The 13,317-nt window shown below is 67.1% G+C and carries 15 protein-coding genes; 5 read left to right on the top strand and 10 right to left on the bottom strand.

The window, feature by feature from the left end:
* The first annotated feature begins 2 nt into the window (after positions 1-2).
* Complete coding sequence (fabI, locus tag P0086_RS08935; protein ID WP_112613212.1) at positions 3-788, top strand: enoyl-ACP reductase FabI; 786 nt, start codon at positions 3-5, stop codon at positions 786-788.
* 70 nt (positions 789-858) lie between these two features.
* Here fabI and P0086_RS08940 read toward each other — a convergent pair whose 3' ends face one another.
* The 7 genes from P0086_RS08940 to P0086_RS08970 are packed head-to-tail and all read right to left on the bottom strand — an operon-like array spanning position 859 to position 7,590.
* The gene (locus tag P0086_RS08940) at positions 859-1,785 is read right to left on the bottom strand and encodes a sugar kinase (RefSeq protein WP_275784769.1); all 927 of its coding nucleotides are present in this window, start codon (positions 1,783-1,785) and stop codon (positions 859-861) included.
* Positions 1,786-1,793: 8 nt separating this feature from the next.
* The gene (locus tag P0086_RS08945; protein ID WP_112613214.1) at positions 1,794-2,444 is read right to left on the bottom strand and encodes an RraA family protein; all 651 of its coding nucleotides are present in this window, start codon (positions 2,442-2,444) and stop codon (positions 1,794-1,796) included.
* On the bottom strand, positions 2,441-3,472 hold the full coding sequence (locus tag P0086_RS08950; protein WP_275784772.1) for a C-terminal binding protein: 1,032 nt from the start codon (positions 3,470-3,472) through the stop codon (positions 2,441-2,443). The genes P0086_RS08945 and P0086_RS08950 overlap by 4 nt, the downstream gene beginning before the upstream one ends.
* A gap of 16 nt (positions 3,473-3,488) precedes the next feature.
* Positions 3,489-4,502: a DctP family TRAP transporter solute-binding subunit gene (locus P0086_RS08955; RefSeq protein ID WP_275784774.1), complete on the bottom strand. Its 1,014-nt coding sequence runs from the start codon at positions 4,500-4,502 to the stop codon at positions 3,489-3,491.
* A 41-nt stretch (positions 4,503-4,543) separates the two neighbouring features.
* The gene (locus P0086_RS08960; protein ID WP_112595020.1) at positions 4,544-5,833 is read right to left on the bottom strand and encodes a TRAP transporter large permease; all 1,290 of its coding nucleotides are present in this window, start codon (positions 5,831-5,833) and stop codon (positions 4,544-4,546) included.
* Positions 5,830-6,342: a TRAP transporter small permease gene (locus P0086_RS08965; protein WP_275784776.1), complete on the bottom strand. Its 513-nt coding sequence runs from the start codon at positions 6,340-6,342 to the stop codon at positions 5,830-5,832. Before P0086_RS08965 ends, P0086_RS08960 begins: the two co-directional genes overlap by 4 nt.
* Positions 6,343-6,390: 48 nt before the next feature.
* Positions 6,391-7,590: an L-dopachrome tautomerase-related protein gene (locus P0086_RS08970; protein WP_275784778.1), complete on the bottom strand. Its 1,200-nt coding sequence runs from the start codon at positions 7,588-7,590 to the stop codon at positions 6,391-6,393.
* A 109-nt stretch (positions 7,591-7,699) separates the two neighbouring features.
* Between P0086_RS08970 and P0086_RS08975 the strand changes: the two genes are divergently transcribed.
* The 3 genes from P0086_RS08975 to P0086_RS08985 all read left to right on the top strand — a co-directional run bounded on the left by P0086_RS08975 (position 7,700) and on the right by P0086_RS08985 (position 10,022).
* Positions 7,700-8,455, top strand: a complete 756-nt coding sequence (locus tag P0086_RS08975; protein WP_112607176.1) for a GntR family transcriptional regulator — start codon at positions 7,700-7,702, stop codon at positions 8,453-8,455.
* Positions 8,456-8,670: 215 nt separating this feature from the next.
* Complete coding sequence (locus P0086_RS08980) at positions 8,671-9,153, top strand: MaoC family dehydratase (RefSeq protein WP_112595028.1); 483 nt, start codon at positions 8,671-8,673, stop codon at positions 9,151-9,153.
* A complete protein-coding gene (locus tag P0086_RS08985; RefSeq protein WP_148150464.1) occupies positions 9,153-10,022 on the top strand; it encodes a CoA ester lyase in 870 nt (289 codons plus the stop codon). The genes P0086_RS08980 and P0086_RS08985 overlap by 1 nt, the downstream gene beginning before the upstream one ends.
* A gap of 60 nt (positions 10,023-10,082) precedes the next feature.
* Here P0086_RS08985 and P0086_RS08990 read toward each other — a convergent pair whose 3' ends face one another.
* The 3 genes from P0086_RS08990 to pxpB all read right to left on the bottom strand — a co-directional run bounded on the left by P0086_RS08990 (position 10,083) and on the right by pxpB (position 12,248).
* Entirely contained in the window at positions 10,083-10,496 is a 414-nt protein-coding gene (locus P0086_RS08990; RefSeq protein ID WP_275784782.1) for a VOC family protein, read from the bottom strand.
* A 73-nt stretch (positions 10,497-10,569) separates the two neighbouring features.
* A complete protein-coding gene (locus P0086_RS08995; RefSeq protein ID WP_275784783.1) occupies positions 10,570-11,526 on the bottom strand; it encodes a biotin-dependent carboxyltransferase family protein in 957 nt (318 codons plus the stop codon).
* Positions 11,523-12,248, bottom strand: coding sequence for a 5-oxoprolinase subunit PxpB (pxpB, locus tag P0086_RS09000; RefSeq protein WP_275784784.1), 726 nt, complete (start codon positions 12,246-12,248; stop codon positions 11,523-11,525). The genes P0086_RS08995 and pxpB overlap by 4 nt, the downstream gene beginning before the upstream one ends.
* Before the next feature lie 290 nt (positions 12,249-12,538).
* Between pxpB and P0086_RS09005 the strand changes: the two genes are divergently transcribed.
* Entirely contained in the window at positions 12,539-13,315 is a 777-nt protein-coding gene (locus tag P0086_RS09005) for a 5-oxoprolinase subunit PxpA (protein ID WP_275784785.1), read from the top strand.
* The last annotated feature ends 2 nt before the right edge of the window (positions 13,316-13,317 follow it).

Genomic DNA, 13,317 nt, shown 5'->3' on the forward strand with positions numbered 1-13,317 from the left:
CCATGTCCCTTCCGGTCGTCAGTGCACAGCTTCTCAAGGGAAAGAAGGGCCTCGTGGTCGGCATCGCCAACGATCGGTCGATCGCCTGGGGCTGCGCGCGGGCCTTCCGCGCCTTCGGCGCCGAACTGGCGGTGACCTACCTCAACGACAAGGCGAAGCCGCATGTCGAGCCGCTCGCCCGCGAGCTGGACGCGCCGATCTTCATGCCGATGGACATGGCCGTCCCCGGCCAGCTCGAGGCGGTGTTCGAACACATCGCCGGCACCTGGGGTGAACTCGATTTCCTCGTGCACTCGATCGCCTTCTCGCCGAAGGAGGCGCTCGGCGGCCGCGTGGTCGACGTCTCGCGCGAGGGGTTTGCGCAGACGATGGAAATCTCCTGCTGGTCGTTCATCCGCATGGCTCACCTGGCCGAACCCCTGATGAAAAACGGCGGCACGCTGTTCACCATGACCTATTACGGCTCCCAGATGGTCGTGGAGAACTACAACATCATGGGCGTCGCCAAGGCCGCCCTCGAAAGTGCCGTGCGCTACCTTGCCGCCGAACTCGGGCCGAAGGGCATCCGCGTGCATGCGATCTCGCCCGGGGCGCTCGCGACGCGCGCGGCCTCGGGCATACCGGAATTCGACGCGTTGCTGGAGAAGACGCGCACCAGGGCCCCGGCGCGGGAGCTGATCAGCGTCGACGATGTCGGAGCGGCGACGGCCTTCCTCGCCCACGACGCCGCCCGCCTGATCACCGGACAGGTCCTCTACGTCGACGGCGGCTACCACATCGTCGATTGACCGGAGAGGCAAAGGGCGGGGACAGACAGGTGTGACGGCGGCCTGCTTCAATCGGCCGCCGCGACCGTTCCTAACCCTGCTGGAGAAACGCCAGCACCTGCTCTCGTGTCGGGATCGGGGCGACGGCGCCGTAGCCGCAGGTCGAAAGCGCTGCGGCGGCATTGGCGTATCGCGCCGCCTCCAGCGGCGGCTCGCCGCGCACCAGCATGGACAGGAACGCGCCGTCGAAGGTGTCGCCGGCGCCGGTGGCGTCCACCGTCTCCACCTTCCGCCCGGCGATGCGCCGGCGATCGCCCGGCTGAGCGACGAGCGCGCCTTGCGGCCCGAGCTTCAGCACCACGAGCGGCACGCCGAGGCCGAGGTAGAAGTCCGCGATCGCATCGGGGTCCTCGAGCCCGGTCAGCACGGTGGCGTCTTCCAGGCTCGGGAAGATCACGTCGCAGAGCGGGATGGTGGCGTGGGTGATAGCCCGTGCCCGCTGGAGCGGCCAGAGCTTCAGGCGGAGGTTGGTGTCGTAGGACACCTTGACGCCGTTTTCCCGCGCGATCTCGATGGCGGCCAGAACGCTGTCGCAGCAGCTGTCGCTGATCGCCTGGCTGATGCCGGACAGGTGCAGGAACCTGGCCCCCGCGATATAGTCGGCAGGCAGGTCGGCCGGCTTCATCAGGCTTGCCGCCGAGCCCGCCCGGCGGTAGCTGAACACGTGGCCTGCCGGCCCGTGGGTGACGAAATAGAGCCCGGTCGGCGCCTCGCCGTTACGGATGACCCTGCTGGTGTCGACGCCTTCCTGCCGCCAGAGTTCGACGAACATGTCGCCGAAGGTATCGTCGCCGAGCGCGGTCAGGTAGCCGGCGCGCGCCCCCTGCCGGGCCGCGGCGATGATGGCATTCGACGTGTCCCCGCCGTGGCCGAGACGGTAGTTCGCCGGCTCGGTGCCACGGGACGCCTGGTTGAACTCAATCAGCGGTTCGCCGAGCGCAATGATGTCAGGTTGCATGGGCTGTCTCAAATGCGTCCGTACTTCGCGAGACCCTCGCGGAGCGAGCCGGACTCGATGATCAGGCGGGCCTGTTCGAGTTCGCGCCGGTCGATTTCCAGGGCCATTTCGAGGACGGCCTCGGCGTGCTGGCGCGGCACCACCACGACGCCGTCGATGTCGCCGACGATGATGTCGCCGGAATGGACCATGATGCCGCCGATGCGGACCGGCTGGTTGGAGGAATAGGTGCGATAGCGACCGAGCGTCGTGCCCGGCGACGCGGAGCGCGCGTAGACGGGGAAGTCGTAGTCGCGGCGGATTTCGACGATGTCGCGCACGCCGCCATCCAGGATGGCCGCCTCATGCTTGTTGGCGACGGCGCCCGCCGTCATCAGCCCGCCCCAGACGGCGACGTTCTCCTCCTCGATGACCGAGATGCAGATGACGCTGCCCGCCGGGCTCTCGTCGATGATGTCCAGCGCGTGCTGGGGCGGGACGAATTCGTCCGAAGGTCCCTCCAGGACGGTGACGGCCGGCCCCACGATCTTCTTTTCGTTGATGCGCGGCTTGATGGTGCTGTCCATGTAGCCGCGGATACCGACGATCTTGTCCACTGCGTCGGCCGCAGAGGCCGTTGCCACGGTTCGAAATCCGGCAACCAGTTCGTCCAAAGTCATTTCGCATTCTCCTGCTTGTGGTCGTTGATGGGGTCCTGGCCGGCGGTCCGTTCCCAGCGGTTGACCCAGTTGCGCGGCACCTCGCCGCGGAACACGCGGTCGATTTCCTCGCTGGCCTTGCGGCGCAGGTCCCGGACGGACTCTTCCGAGTACCAGCCCGTATGATCGCTCACGATCACGTTCGGCAGGCTGAGGAGCGGATTGTCCTTTGCCGGCGGCTCCTCCTCGAAGACGTCGAGGCCCGCGCCGAAAAGGCGTCCCTCGGACAGCGCCTCGTAGAGGGCGCCGGTGTCGACAAGCCCGCCGCGCGAGGTGTTGACCAGGATCGCGCTCGGCTTCATCAGGGCCAGCCGCTCGCGGTTGATGATGTGCCGCGACTGGGCGGTGAGCGGCGCATGCAGCGAAACGACGTCCGCCTCACTGCAGATGCGTTCGACGCTGGCGAGCTCGGCCCCCTCAGGGGGCGTGGTGAGGAACGGGTCGAACACCAGTGTCCGCTCGTATCCGAGGGCCCGGGCCTTGCGATGGAACGCATGGCCGATCCGCCCATAGCCGACGAGGCCGAGCGTGCCGCCGCGGAGGCGGTACATCGGTTCGGCCCTCGCTATGTTCCAGGCGCCGTCGCGGACGGCCCGGTCCCGTGAGACGATCCTGCGGGCGACGGCAAAGAGGAGCGCGAGCGCATGGTCGCTGACCTCCTCCACGCCGTAGTCCGGGACATTGGCGACGAAGATGCCGCGCTCGGCCGCAAACGCGCGGTCGATGTTGTCGACGCCGACGCCGTAGCGGACGATGGCCCGGCAGGCGGGCATCGCCGCGATGGCCTCGGCGTTGACGGGGCTCTCGCGGACGAGGATGGCGTCCGCTCCCTCGACGGCGCGCCGCACCGCGTCGGCCCGGCCATGGCACGGCCTTTCGACAACGCGCGCGCCGAAAGACGCCAGCACGCTCTCCTCGATCTCGGTGCCGCCATAGCCCTCGTCGAGAACGACGACGAGGGGGCTTTGCAGGTGCGACGCGATTGTCATTTCCGACCTTTCGTTCTTACTGGCTGCCGCCGGCCGCCTCGACGGCCTTGACCAGCTTGTCCACCCATTCGGCGCCGACCTCGCTTTCGAGGTGCTTGCGCACGACCGGCTGGGCGAGATCGCGGAAGGCCGCGATCTCTTCGGCGCTCGGGACGTAGACTTCCATCCCGACGTCGGTCAGCGTCTTCTCGGCGGCAAGGTCGGTCGCGCGGGTCATGTTGCGGTGAATGTCGCGGGCTTCGACGACGCAGGTGTCGACCGCCTTCTTCTCGACGTCGGTCAGGCCCTGATAGAAGGTGTCGCTCATGAGATAGGCGTGCAGGCTGTAGACGTGGCCGTCGAGCGTTGCGTATTTCTGGCTCTGGTAGAGGCTCGCCGCCATGATGTTGGTGACGCCGTTCTCCTGGCCGTCGACGGTTCCCTGGGCCAGCGCGGCCGGCAGTTCGCCCCAGTCGATCGCCGACGGGCTGGCGCCGAGGCTTTCCATCAGCGAGATGAACACCGGCGCCGGCTGCACGCGCATCTTCAGGCCCTTGAGATCGTCGGGTGTCTTGATCGGGTGCTTGGAGTTGGTGAAGTGGCGAATGCCGTTGTCGGCATAGGCGAGCAGGCGGATGCCCGTCTCCTTCAGCATCGCATCGGCGAATTCCTTGCCGAAATCCCCGTCCAGCACCTTGTAGGCGGTCTCGTGGTTGGGGAAGATGTAAGGCAGGGCGAACACGTCGAACGGGCTGTAGACGCTCGAGATGCCGCCGTCGTGGACGACCGCCAGCTCGAGCGTGCCGAGGCGAAGGCCCTCCAGCGCCGTCGTCGCATTGCCGAGCTGGCCGGCCGGGAAGATCTGCACGTCGATCGAGCCGCTGGTCGCACCCTCGACGCATTTCTCGAAGGCGAGTGCCGCCGCATGCTTCGGCTGGTCCTCGCGGCCGGGCTGGTAGTGCGTGTATTTCATGACCTTCGGCGCGGCCGCGGCCATCGTGGCGTCCAGGGCCACCAGCGCGGTGGCGAGCAGGGCGAATTTCTTGAGCATTTCAGTTCCTCCCAATTGAACTGTTCAGGGTTGGTTTGATGTCAGCGGACGTATCCGAAGAGGTTGGGCAGCCAGGTGCTGAAGGCCGGCACCAGCGTCAGCAGCGCGAGCACGACGATCTCGGCGCCGAGAAGCGGCCACAGCTCGCGCACGAGCGCGTTCATCGGCACCTTCGTGACGACGGAGGTCACGAACAGCAGGCCTCCCACCGGCGGCGTGATCATGCCGAGCGTGAGATTGAGGATCACGATCATCGCGAACTGCAGGGAATCGATGCCGACGGCGTCGGCGACCGGCGCTAGGATCGGCACCAGGATCATCACGCCCGGAAGCGGCTCCATGAAGATGCCGAAGAGCAGCAGGAAGATGTTGACCGCGATCAGGAAGCCGAACGGGCCGAGGTCCAGCGAGACGATGAACTCCGAGATCGCCTGCGGCACCTGCAGGACGGTGAGCGCCCAGGAGAAGACGTCGGAGGTGGAGATCATCAGCATGACGGAGGCCGTCATGATCGCGGTTCGCACCAGGATGCCGGGAATTTTCTCGATGGTCAGCGTCCGGTAGACGAAGCGGCCGGCAAACCAGGCGTAGAAGACGGCGACGGCGGATGCCTCGGTGGGGGTGAAGGCGCCGGTGTGAATGCCGCCGAGGATGATCAGCGGCAGCATCAGCGCCGGAACCGCCCGCCAGACGATGACGATGAACTCGCGCAGCGTCGGGCGCATGTCCAGGCTGCGGTAGTTGCGCCGCACCGATATCCAGTGGTTGGTGAGCAGCAGCGCACCGGCGATCATCAGGCCGGGCACGATGCCGGCCAGGAACAGGCCCGCGACGCTGACGCTGTTGTCGGTCAGCGCATAGATCACCATGATGATCGAGGGCGGAATGATCGGGCCGACGATGGCCGCGGACGCCGTCATCGCGGCGGCGTAGCCGGGGCTGTAGCCGGTATCCCGCATCATCTTGGTGATGAGCGCGCCGGGGCCGGCGGCATCGGCGAGCGCCGAACCGCTGATGCCGGAGAAGAACGTCATCGTCAGGATGTTGGCATGGCCGAGGCCGCCGCGAACATGGCCGACGCAGGCAGATGCGAAGCGCAGCAACACTTCGGTGAGGCGCCCGCCGCTCATCATTTCCGCGGCCAGCAGGAAGAACGGGATCGCCAGAAGCGGAAAGCTGTCGAGCCCCGCGAACAGTCGCTGCGGAACGATCATCGCCGGGAAGCGACCGTCCACCAGCACGGCGACGAGGGTGGAAAGGCCGAGCGTGATGGCGACCGGAACGCCGATGACCAGGGTGATCAGGAAGCTGCCGAAGAGAACCGCACTCATAGGACGCTGAACTCCGCAGCCTGGGCCTGGGCGTCGCCGCTGTCTCTTGCGGCAAGCAGCTTGTGGGCGGTCAGACAGACATGGCCGAGCATCAACAGCGAACCGATGGGGATCGCCATGTAGACGGCGCCGAGCGACAGCCTGAGAACTGCGCTCTGCTGGCGCCATGCGAAGCTGGCATATTGCCAGCCGTACCAGGCGACGGCGGCGAAGAAGACGACGATCGCGACAAACACCACCAGCCGGAGCAGCCGTGCCCAGGGTTCGGGCAGGGCATTCTGGAGATTGTCGATGGCAATGTGGGCGCCCTCGCGCATCGCCAGCCCCACCGCCAGCCACGACACCCAGATCATCATGTAGCGGGTCAGTTCCTCCACCCAGGGAAGCGAGATGCCGGCGGCATAGCGCAAGGCGACATTGGCGAAGACCAGAACTGCCATGATCAGCAGAAGCGTCCCCACCACGAATTGATTGGCCCAGACGAAGGCGCGATCGAACCTAGAAAGCATTGCATTCCTCCAAGGGGATGCCGCCGGGCGGCATCCCCTGCATGCGATTTAGTTGAGATATGGCTCTGCCTTGACCGGCAGGCGCCAGATCGTGAAATTCGGAACGGACGGGTTCTCGAAGTTCATGTCCTGATCCACCCAGAGGTGGAGATGGTTGGAAATGACATGCAGGCTGCCGTCCGGCGCCCAGGCCAGCGTGTCGGGCCAGGACATCTCCGGATGATAGGCGACCTGCGACAGGCGGCGCGTCGCAGGATCCCATTTGAGGACGCCGTTCAGCTGGAGCGCGGTCAGGTAGACGTTGCCGTCCTTGTCCGCGGTCAGGCCGTCGGTGTTCGAGGGCAGCGTCACCTCCTCCCGGATGGCGCCCTGCAGCTCCGCTTCGGAGACCTTCGGATCGCGCAGCAACGCGGTCGGCAGCGAGTAGAGCGTGTTGCCCGTCAGGTTGGTCCAGTAGAGCGTCTGCTTGTCGCCGGAGAGCGCGATGCCGTCGGCACCGGTGCGCATGCGGCCGTTCTTGAGCACCTGGCGGCCGTCGATGGCGAAGCCGAAGTTGGGCTCGTCGTTGGTGAACCTGGTGGCGTTCAGGACGCGGCGGGCGGTGTTGGTGTTTTTGTCGTAGACGATCAGGCCGCCGCAGAGCGGGTCGCTGAAGATGCCGCTGTCGGTGATGTAGGCAAAGCCCGACGCGTTGTCGACGACGACGTCGTTCAAAAACGAGCAGGTCTTGTTCGACACCTCCGGCCCGAAGGCCAGCCGCTGGATTTCCTTGCCGGCCTTGATGTCCCAGAGGACGAGCTTCTCATCCTTCTCGCCCGAGGGGGCGCCGGCGACGTGGCCCTGGTCGAGGATCCACATGACGTCGTTCTCGTCGATCTCGAAGCCGAGAACGGCCTTGAGACCATCGGGGTTGTCGACGTCGTTCAGGGCTTGCGACGGAAATGGCTGGAGCGCGTAGCCGTCGCCGGCCTTGACGAGCTTCGAGACGGTCGCCGGAATGTCCGCGCCGCCCCAGCGGGCCGTCGTGACATACATGTCGCCGGCCGAATCGAACTTCAGCCCCTGCACCAGCGCCTTGCCCTTCAGGGGGCTCGCGTCCCACCGCTTCTGGATGTCGGCGTCGCCGGCCTGATAGGTCAGCGCGTTCAGACGGACGACCGGCTCGGCCGACTTGTCCTGAGCGTGCACTGCGCCGGCGCCGGCGAGCATGCCGAGGACGACTGCTGTCGTCGCCTTAAGAATTGTCATGATATCCTCCCTCCCAAATGGCATCTTCCTCTATGGATGCCAAACTGCTACCTTAGACAGCAGATGAAACTAAGGTAGCAGTTTCTTCACTGTTGTAAAGGGGTCCCTGATGAAGTCCTTGGCCAAGCCGTCGCCACGCAAGACAGCCGCGACCGAGAACACCGAAAAGAGAACGACGCGGCTCACCCGCCCTGCCCTCCTGGTCGACGAGGTCGTGCGCGCCATTCGCGACATGATCGTCGAAGGCCGGGTGCTGCCGGGCGAGCGGCTGTCGGAGAACGTGCTGGCCGCCGAACTCGGCGTATCGACGACGCCGGTGCGCGAGGCGATCGCGCTCCTGCGCCGCGAGGGGCTTGTGACGGTGCAGCCGCAATCGGGAACCTACGTTTTCGAGCTGCAGCCGGGCGAGCTCAACCAGCTCTGCGAGCTGCGGTTCGCGCTGGAGCCGGCAGCCGTCCAGCTCGCGCTCGACAAGCCCGGATCGAAGCTCGGCGACGAGCTTGCGGCGATTGTCGAGAAGATGGAGCGCGCGCAGGCGGAGAAGCGGACGAAGGACTACCTGGCGCTCGACACCGCCTTCCACGACGCGATCATCGCTGCGTCCGGAAATCCTTACATAACGAACGCCTACGCCCTGATCGGCGCCAAGATGGCGGCGCTGCGCAACCGCCTCGGCGACGATCCGCACCACATGGAGAAATCGATGCGGGAGCATGTGGAGATCGTCAGCGCGATCCGCGAGAAGGACCTTTCCCGCGCCGCCAACATCCTCGTGCGGCACATCGCCCGCAAGGAAGGCTCCTATTGGGAGCACCTCGACCCGGACCAGGCCTCGTCCTTCGTCAGTCCGGCTCGCGCCGACTGAGCCCTCCGGGGCGGCGGTGCGCCGGCTTGATCCGGGCGCCGCTGCCGCCGCATCCCTCCTGCCATCCGGCGGCCGAACGCCGCTTGCATCTTTAAAGGCTGGTGCCGGGACGATAAGGCTCTATCCTTGGCAGTCACGCGACCGGCGGACTGCGGCCCGTGCCCGCCGGGAGGAGGCGGCTGCAGGCGGCCGGCGCGCAGACAGAGGAGGAAACGATGCCAGAGGCTCCCAGGCCCCATCCCCGCGGCGGACTGTACTTTGAGGATTTCGTCGTCGGCACGACCATTGCCCACCGGCTGACGCGCACGGTCACCCAGATGGACAACATGCTGTTTTCCAACATGACCCTGAACCCGCAGCCGCTGCATATCGACGCGCATTTCTGCGCCACGGAAACCGAATGGGGAAAGCCGCTCGTCAATTCGCTGTTCACGCTCGGCCTGATGATCGGCATCTCCGTCAACGACACCACCGTCGGCACCACCATCGCCAATCTCGGCATGACGGACGTGAAATTTCCAGCCCCGCTGTTCGAGGGGGATACGGTCAACGTCGCCACCGAGATCGCCGGCAAGCGCGAGTCCAAGTCGCGCCCCGATGCGGGCATCGTCGAGTTCCTGCACCGGGCCTACAAGCAGGACGGCACGCTGGTCTGCGAATGCCGCCGCCAGGCCTTCATGCTGAAGAGGAGCAGGTGATGCGCTCGCTCCTGTTCGTTCCCGGCGACAGCGGAAGAAAGCTGGAGAAGGCTCTCGCCTCGCAAGCCGATGCGCTGCTGATCGACCTGGAGGATTCCGTGTCGCTCGAGGCCAAGGACGAGGCCCGGGCGATCACCGCGGCGTTCCTGCAGGAGCATGTCACGAGCCACGGCAGGCCGCGGCTCTTTGTGCGCGTCAACGGGTTGCAGACCGGCCTCATCGATGCCGATCTCGACCGGATCATGCCGGCGGCACCCGATGGCGTCGTGCTGCCGAAGGCGGTCGGCGGCACGGATGTGGCCCAGCTCGCAGCCCGGCTGTCGATGCGCGAGGAAAGTGCCGGCCTGGCGGCGACGCGGATTCTTGCGATCGCAACGGAAAATGCCGCGGGCGTCTTCGCGCTCGGCACCTTTGCCGGCTGCAGCGATCGCCTGGTCGGCCTCGCCTGGGGCGGCGAGGATCTTTCGGCGGACATCGGTGCTGCGTCCAACCGCACCGACAGCGGGGCCTATGCCGATCCCTACCGGCTGGCGCGGACGCTGACGCTGCTGGGCGCCGCGTCGGCGGGCGTTGCCGCCATCGATGCGGTCTACACGAATTTCCGCGACATGCAGGGGCTGGATGCGGAATGCCGGGAGGCGCGGCGCGACGGCTTCGTCGGCAAGATGGCGATCCATCCGGCGCAGGTCCCGATCATCAATGCGGCCTTCGCGCCGACGCCCGAGGAGATCGCCAGGGCTAGGGCGGTCGTCGCAGCGTTTGCCGACAACCCGGGCGCCGGCGTGGTCGGCGTCGACGGCGAGATGCTCGACCGGCCGCATCTGTTGCGGGCCGAGCGGCTGCTCGCCCGCGCCGGCGAGGGGAACTGAGCGAACAGGGCGTCGTGGCGGCAGGCGGGGTCGTGTCCCTCCCCTACCCCTGCGCCGCCTTCAACGTGCGAAGACGCTGTCGAAATCCTTGAACCCCTTGACCTCGATCGGGTTGCCGCTCGGGTCGAAGAAGAACATCGTCCGCTGCTCGCCCGGCTCGCCCTCGAAACGCACGACCGGGGGGATGTCGAAGGCGATGCCGCCCGCTTCGAGCCGCGCGGCCAGGGCGAACCAGTCGTCGAGCGGCAGGACGACGCCGAGATGCGGCATCATCACCATATGGTCGCCGACCTTGCCCGTGCGGGTCACTTCGAAGGGCTTGCCGAGATGCAGCGAGATCTGGTGGCCGAAGAAGTCGAAATCGACCCAGGTGTCGGTCGAGCGGCCCTCGGCGCAGCCGAGGACGCCGCCATAGAAGCGGCGCGCCTCGTCGAGATCGGTGACGTGGTAGGCGAGATGGAAGAGGGAGCGCATCGGTTCTCCTTGATGCCTGTCTGCGAGGACGAGTTCAGCATGGGTGCGGCCGCCTGCCGGCCTCTCCTGCTTCTCACGAAAGCGTTGCGATCGAAGGTTTCTCCGTCATGCCGGCGATGGCGTCTGCGAGCGCGCTCAGTCCGTCGATCAGCAGGTCTTCGGCCTCCGCCTGCGAGATCGCGGCGAAACGGACCGGGCGCCCGCTCGGCGTCTGCGCCAGCCGCGGCAGATCGATCGAGGCGACGGTGGCGATCTTCGGATAGCCGCCCGTCGTCTGGCGGTCCGCCATCAGCACGATCGGCCGGCCGGAGGCGGGTACCTGGATGGAGCCCGCCACGGTGCCGTCGGAGACGATGTCGTGGCCGCCCGCTGCGTGCAGCCGCGGCCCGTCGAGGACCTGCCCCATGCGGTCCCGGCTGGGGGAGACGATGAAGGGCTCCTCCAGAAAGTCCCGCCAGGCCGCCGCGTCGAAACGGTCGTCCTGCGGGCCCGGGACGACGCGAATCGGGCCGCGGACCTGCTGCCAGAACCGGCGGAATGCCAGAAGCGGCCCGGCCGCGGCCCAGCCCAGCGGCAAACGATCGTCCGCAGCCAGGCGGCGGCCGTCCAGGCCGCCGAGCCCGGAGCGAAGATGGGTCGCCCTCGCCCCCAGCACCGGCGGCGTGTCGATGCCGCCGGAGAAGGCGAGATAGCCCCACACCGCATCCCGCATCGCGCCGATCGCCAGCCTCTGCCCCGGCAGGAGGTGGTGGCTTTCCCAGGGGAATGCGGCCACGCCGTCGATCCGGATGTCCACCGCGCCGCCGGTGACGGCGAACCGGACGGGCTCCCACACCTCGAAGACGCCGCCGGTGCCGGCGAATTCGAGAACGGCGCAGTCGGCACCGTTGCCGACCAGCGCATTGGCAAGATCCATGGACGGGCCATCCATCGGACCCGACCCGGACACGCCGGCATGCAGCAGGCCCTTGCGGCCGCGATCCTGTACCGTGACCATCGGACCGGCCTGTCTGACCAGAAGCTCGGTCATGCGGGCTCGGGCTCCGCCCCCGTCAGGCCGGCCGCACTGGCAGCATCGAGCTCGGCCGCCTCGTCGGGGCCGATCGGTCGAAAGCGCACGCGGTCGCCGGCACGGAGCAGGAAGGGCTCGCTGCGCGATGGATCAAACAGCCTCAACGGCGTGCGGCCGATGTAGCGCCAGCCGCTGGGGCCGGGGACGGAATTGATGCTGGCCTGCCTGCCGCCGATGCCGATCGCGCCAGCCTCGACCCGCTGGCGCGGCGTGGCGAGCCGCGGCGTGTGCAAGATCTCCGGCAGCCCGCCGAGATAGGCAAAGCCCGGTGCGAAGCCGATCATGTAGACCCGGTACTCGGCATCGGCGTGGATCGCCACGAGCTCGTCCGTGCTCAGGCCCTTCATGTCGGCGAGTTCGTCGAGATCGAGGCCCACTTCGCCGCCATAGACGACCGGGACGACGAAGCGTCGGCCCGCCCGGCGGCCGGGCGTCGCTGCCCGCAGCCGTGCCTCCAGTTCCGGTTTGAGCGCCTGCGCACGCCGGACGGCGGGATCGTAGAGGACGAGCAGCGAACGATAGGTCGGCACGGTTTCGAGGATGGCATCGATCGGCCGTTCGGCCAGATCCGCGGCCAGCGCGACGACGCGGGCATTGACGTCCTCGTCGATCCCGTCCGACAGCTCGATCGACAGGGCGCTGTCGCCGCAGGCGACGATGCGGGGATACGTCACGGGCATCGCATCATGCGTCCTTCGATTCATCCTTGCCCCGGGGGCCGTTCCACGTCATTTCTTTTCCCAGGCCGGCGCTGCCCGTATGCGTCATGGCGCGGCAGGCCGGGCCGGTGACGTCGATACGGATCGCGCCTCGTTGCCGGCTCTGCACCGCTTCAGGACGGACTTGGCAATTCAGGACACCAACTGTATGCGAACACTGAGGATCATATGGGTGGAGTCCATTGCATGCAACACGTGAGGGGTAGCCGCCCGGGCGCAACGCCCGCCCTGAGCAGAGACACTGTGAGAGCATGACGAGCATCGATCTGAACTGCGACATGGGAGAGAGCTTCGGCGCCTACAGGATCGGCGACGACGCGGCGATGATGGATCTCATCACCAGCGCCAATATCGCCTGCGGCTTCCATGCCGGCGACCCGGTCGTCATGCGCGACACGATTCTTGCCGCCAAGGCGCGCGGCGTGTCGATCGGCGCGCATCCCTCGTTCATGGATCTCTACGGGTTCGGGCGCCGGCGCATTTCCGGCGAGCGGCCGGAGGATATCGAGGCCCAGTTGATCTACCAGATCGCGGCGATCCAGGGCATGGCGGCTGCGGCCGGCTGGCCGATCACCCACGTCAAGACCCACGGGGCGCTCGCGAACATGGCCGCCGAGGATGCCGAACTCGCCGCCGTCTGCGCCAGGGCGATCAAGGCCGTCGATCCCGGGCTGGTCCTCGTCGCACTTCCCTATTCGCAGGCGATGCGGGCGGCCGAGGCGGCCGGCCTGTCCGTGGCCTGCGAGGTCTATGCGGACCGGCGCTACGACGACAACGGCATGCTGGCCTCCCGGCAGGCGGAGGGTGCGGTCATCCACGACCTCCGCCAGAGCGTCGACCAGGTGCTGTCCATGGTGGTTGGGGGGCGCATTCCGACGATCGGCGGCAAGCAGCTGCCGGTGGAGGCTGCGACCGTCTGTATCCATGGCGACACGCCCGGTGCCGTCGGCGTGGCTCGTGCCCTGCGGCAGGCCCTCGCCGCGGAGGGGATCGAGTTCGCCCCGTTCAAGAAGCCCCATCTCCAGTAGAG

The sequence above is a fragment of the Mycoplana sp. MJR14 genome, assembly GCF_029210525.1.
Lineage (GTDB): Bacteria > Pseudomonadota > Alphaproteobacteria > Rhizobiales > Rhizobiaceae > Mycoplana.

Excerpts from the sequence above, each read along its gene's own strand:
- fabI (WP_112613212.1), top strand. The coding sequence starts at position 3 with ATGTCCCTTCCGGTCGTCAGTGCACAGCTTCTCAAGGGAAAGAAGGGC.
- P0086_RS08940 (WP_275784769.1), bottom strand. The coding sequence starts at position 1,785 with ATGCAACCTGACATCATTGCGCTCGGCGAACCGCTGATTGAGTTCAAC.
- P0086_RS08945 (WP_112613214.1), bottom strand. The coding sequence starts at position 2,444 with ATGACTTTGGACGAACTGGTTGCCGGATTTCGAACCGTGGCAACGGCC.
- P0086_RS08950 (WP_275784772.1), bottom strand. The coding sequence starts at position 3,472 with ATGACAATCGCGTCGCACCTGCAAAGCCCCCTCGTCGTCGTTCTCGAC.
- P0086_RS08955 (WP_275784774.1), bottom strand. The coding sequence starts at position 4,502 with ATGCTCAAGAAATTCGCCCTGCTCGCCACCGCGCTGGTGGCCCTGGAC.
- P0086_RS08960 (WP_112595020.1), bottom strand. The coding sequence starts at position 5,833 with ATGAGTGCGGTTCTCTTCGGCAGCTTCCTGATCACCCTGGTCATCGGC.
- P0086_RS08965 (WP_275784776.1), bottom strand. The coding sequence starts at position 6,342 with ATGCTTTCTAGGTTCGATCGCGCCTTCGTCTGGGCCAATCAATTCGTG.
- P0086_RS08970 (WP_275784778.1), bottom strand. The coding sequence starts at position 7,590 with ATGACAATTCTTAAGGCGACGACAGCAGTCGTCCTCGGCATGCTCGCC.
- P0086_RS08975 (WP_112607176.1), top strand. The coding sequence starts at position 7,700 with ATGAAGTCCTTGGCCAAGCCGTCGCCACGCAAGACAGCCGCGACCGAG.
- P0086_RS08980 (WP_112595028.1), top strand. The coding sequence starts at position 8,671 with ATGCCAGAGGCTCCCAGGCCCCATCCCCGCGGCGGACTGTACTTTGAG.
- P0086_RS08985 (WP_148150464.1), top strand. The coding sequence starts at position 9,153 with ATGCGCTCGCTCCTGTTCGTTCCCGGCGACAGCGGAAGAAAGCTGGAG.
- P0086_RS08990 (WP_275784782.1), bottom strand. The coding sequence starts at position 10,496 with ATGCGCTCCCTCTTCCATCTCGCCTACCACGTCACCGATCTCGACGAG.
- P0086_RS08995 (WP_275784783.1), bottom strand. The coding sequence starts at position 11,526 with ATGACCGAGCTTCTGGTCAGACAGGCCGGTCCGATGGTCACGGTACAG.
- pxpB (WP_275784784.1), bottom strand. The coding sequence starts at position 12,248 with ATGCCCGTGACGTATCCCCGCATCGTCGCCTGCGGCGACAGCGCCCTG.
- P0086_RS09005 (WP_275784785.1), top strand. The coding sequence starts at position 12,539 with ATGACGAGCATCGATCTGAACTGCGACATGGGAGAGAGCTTCGGCGCC.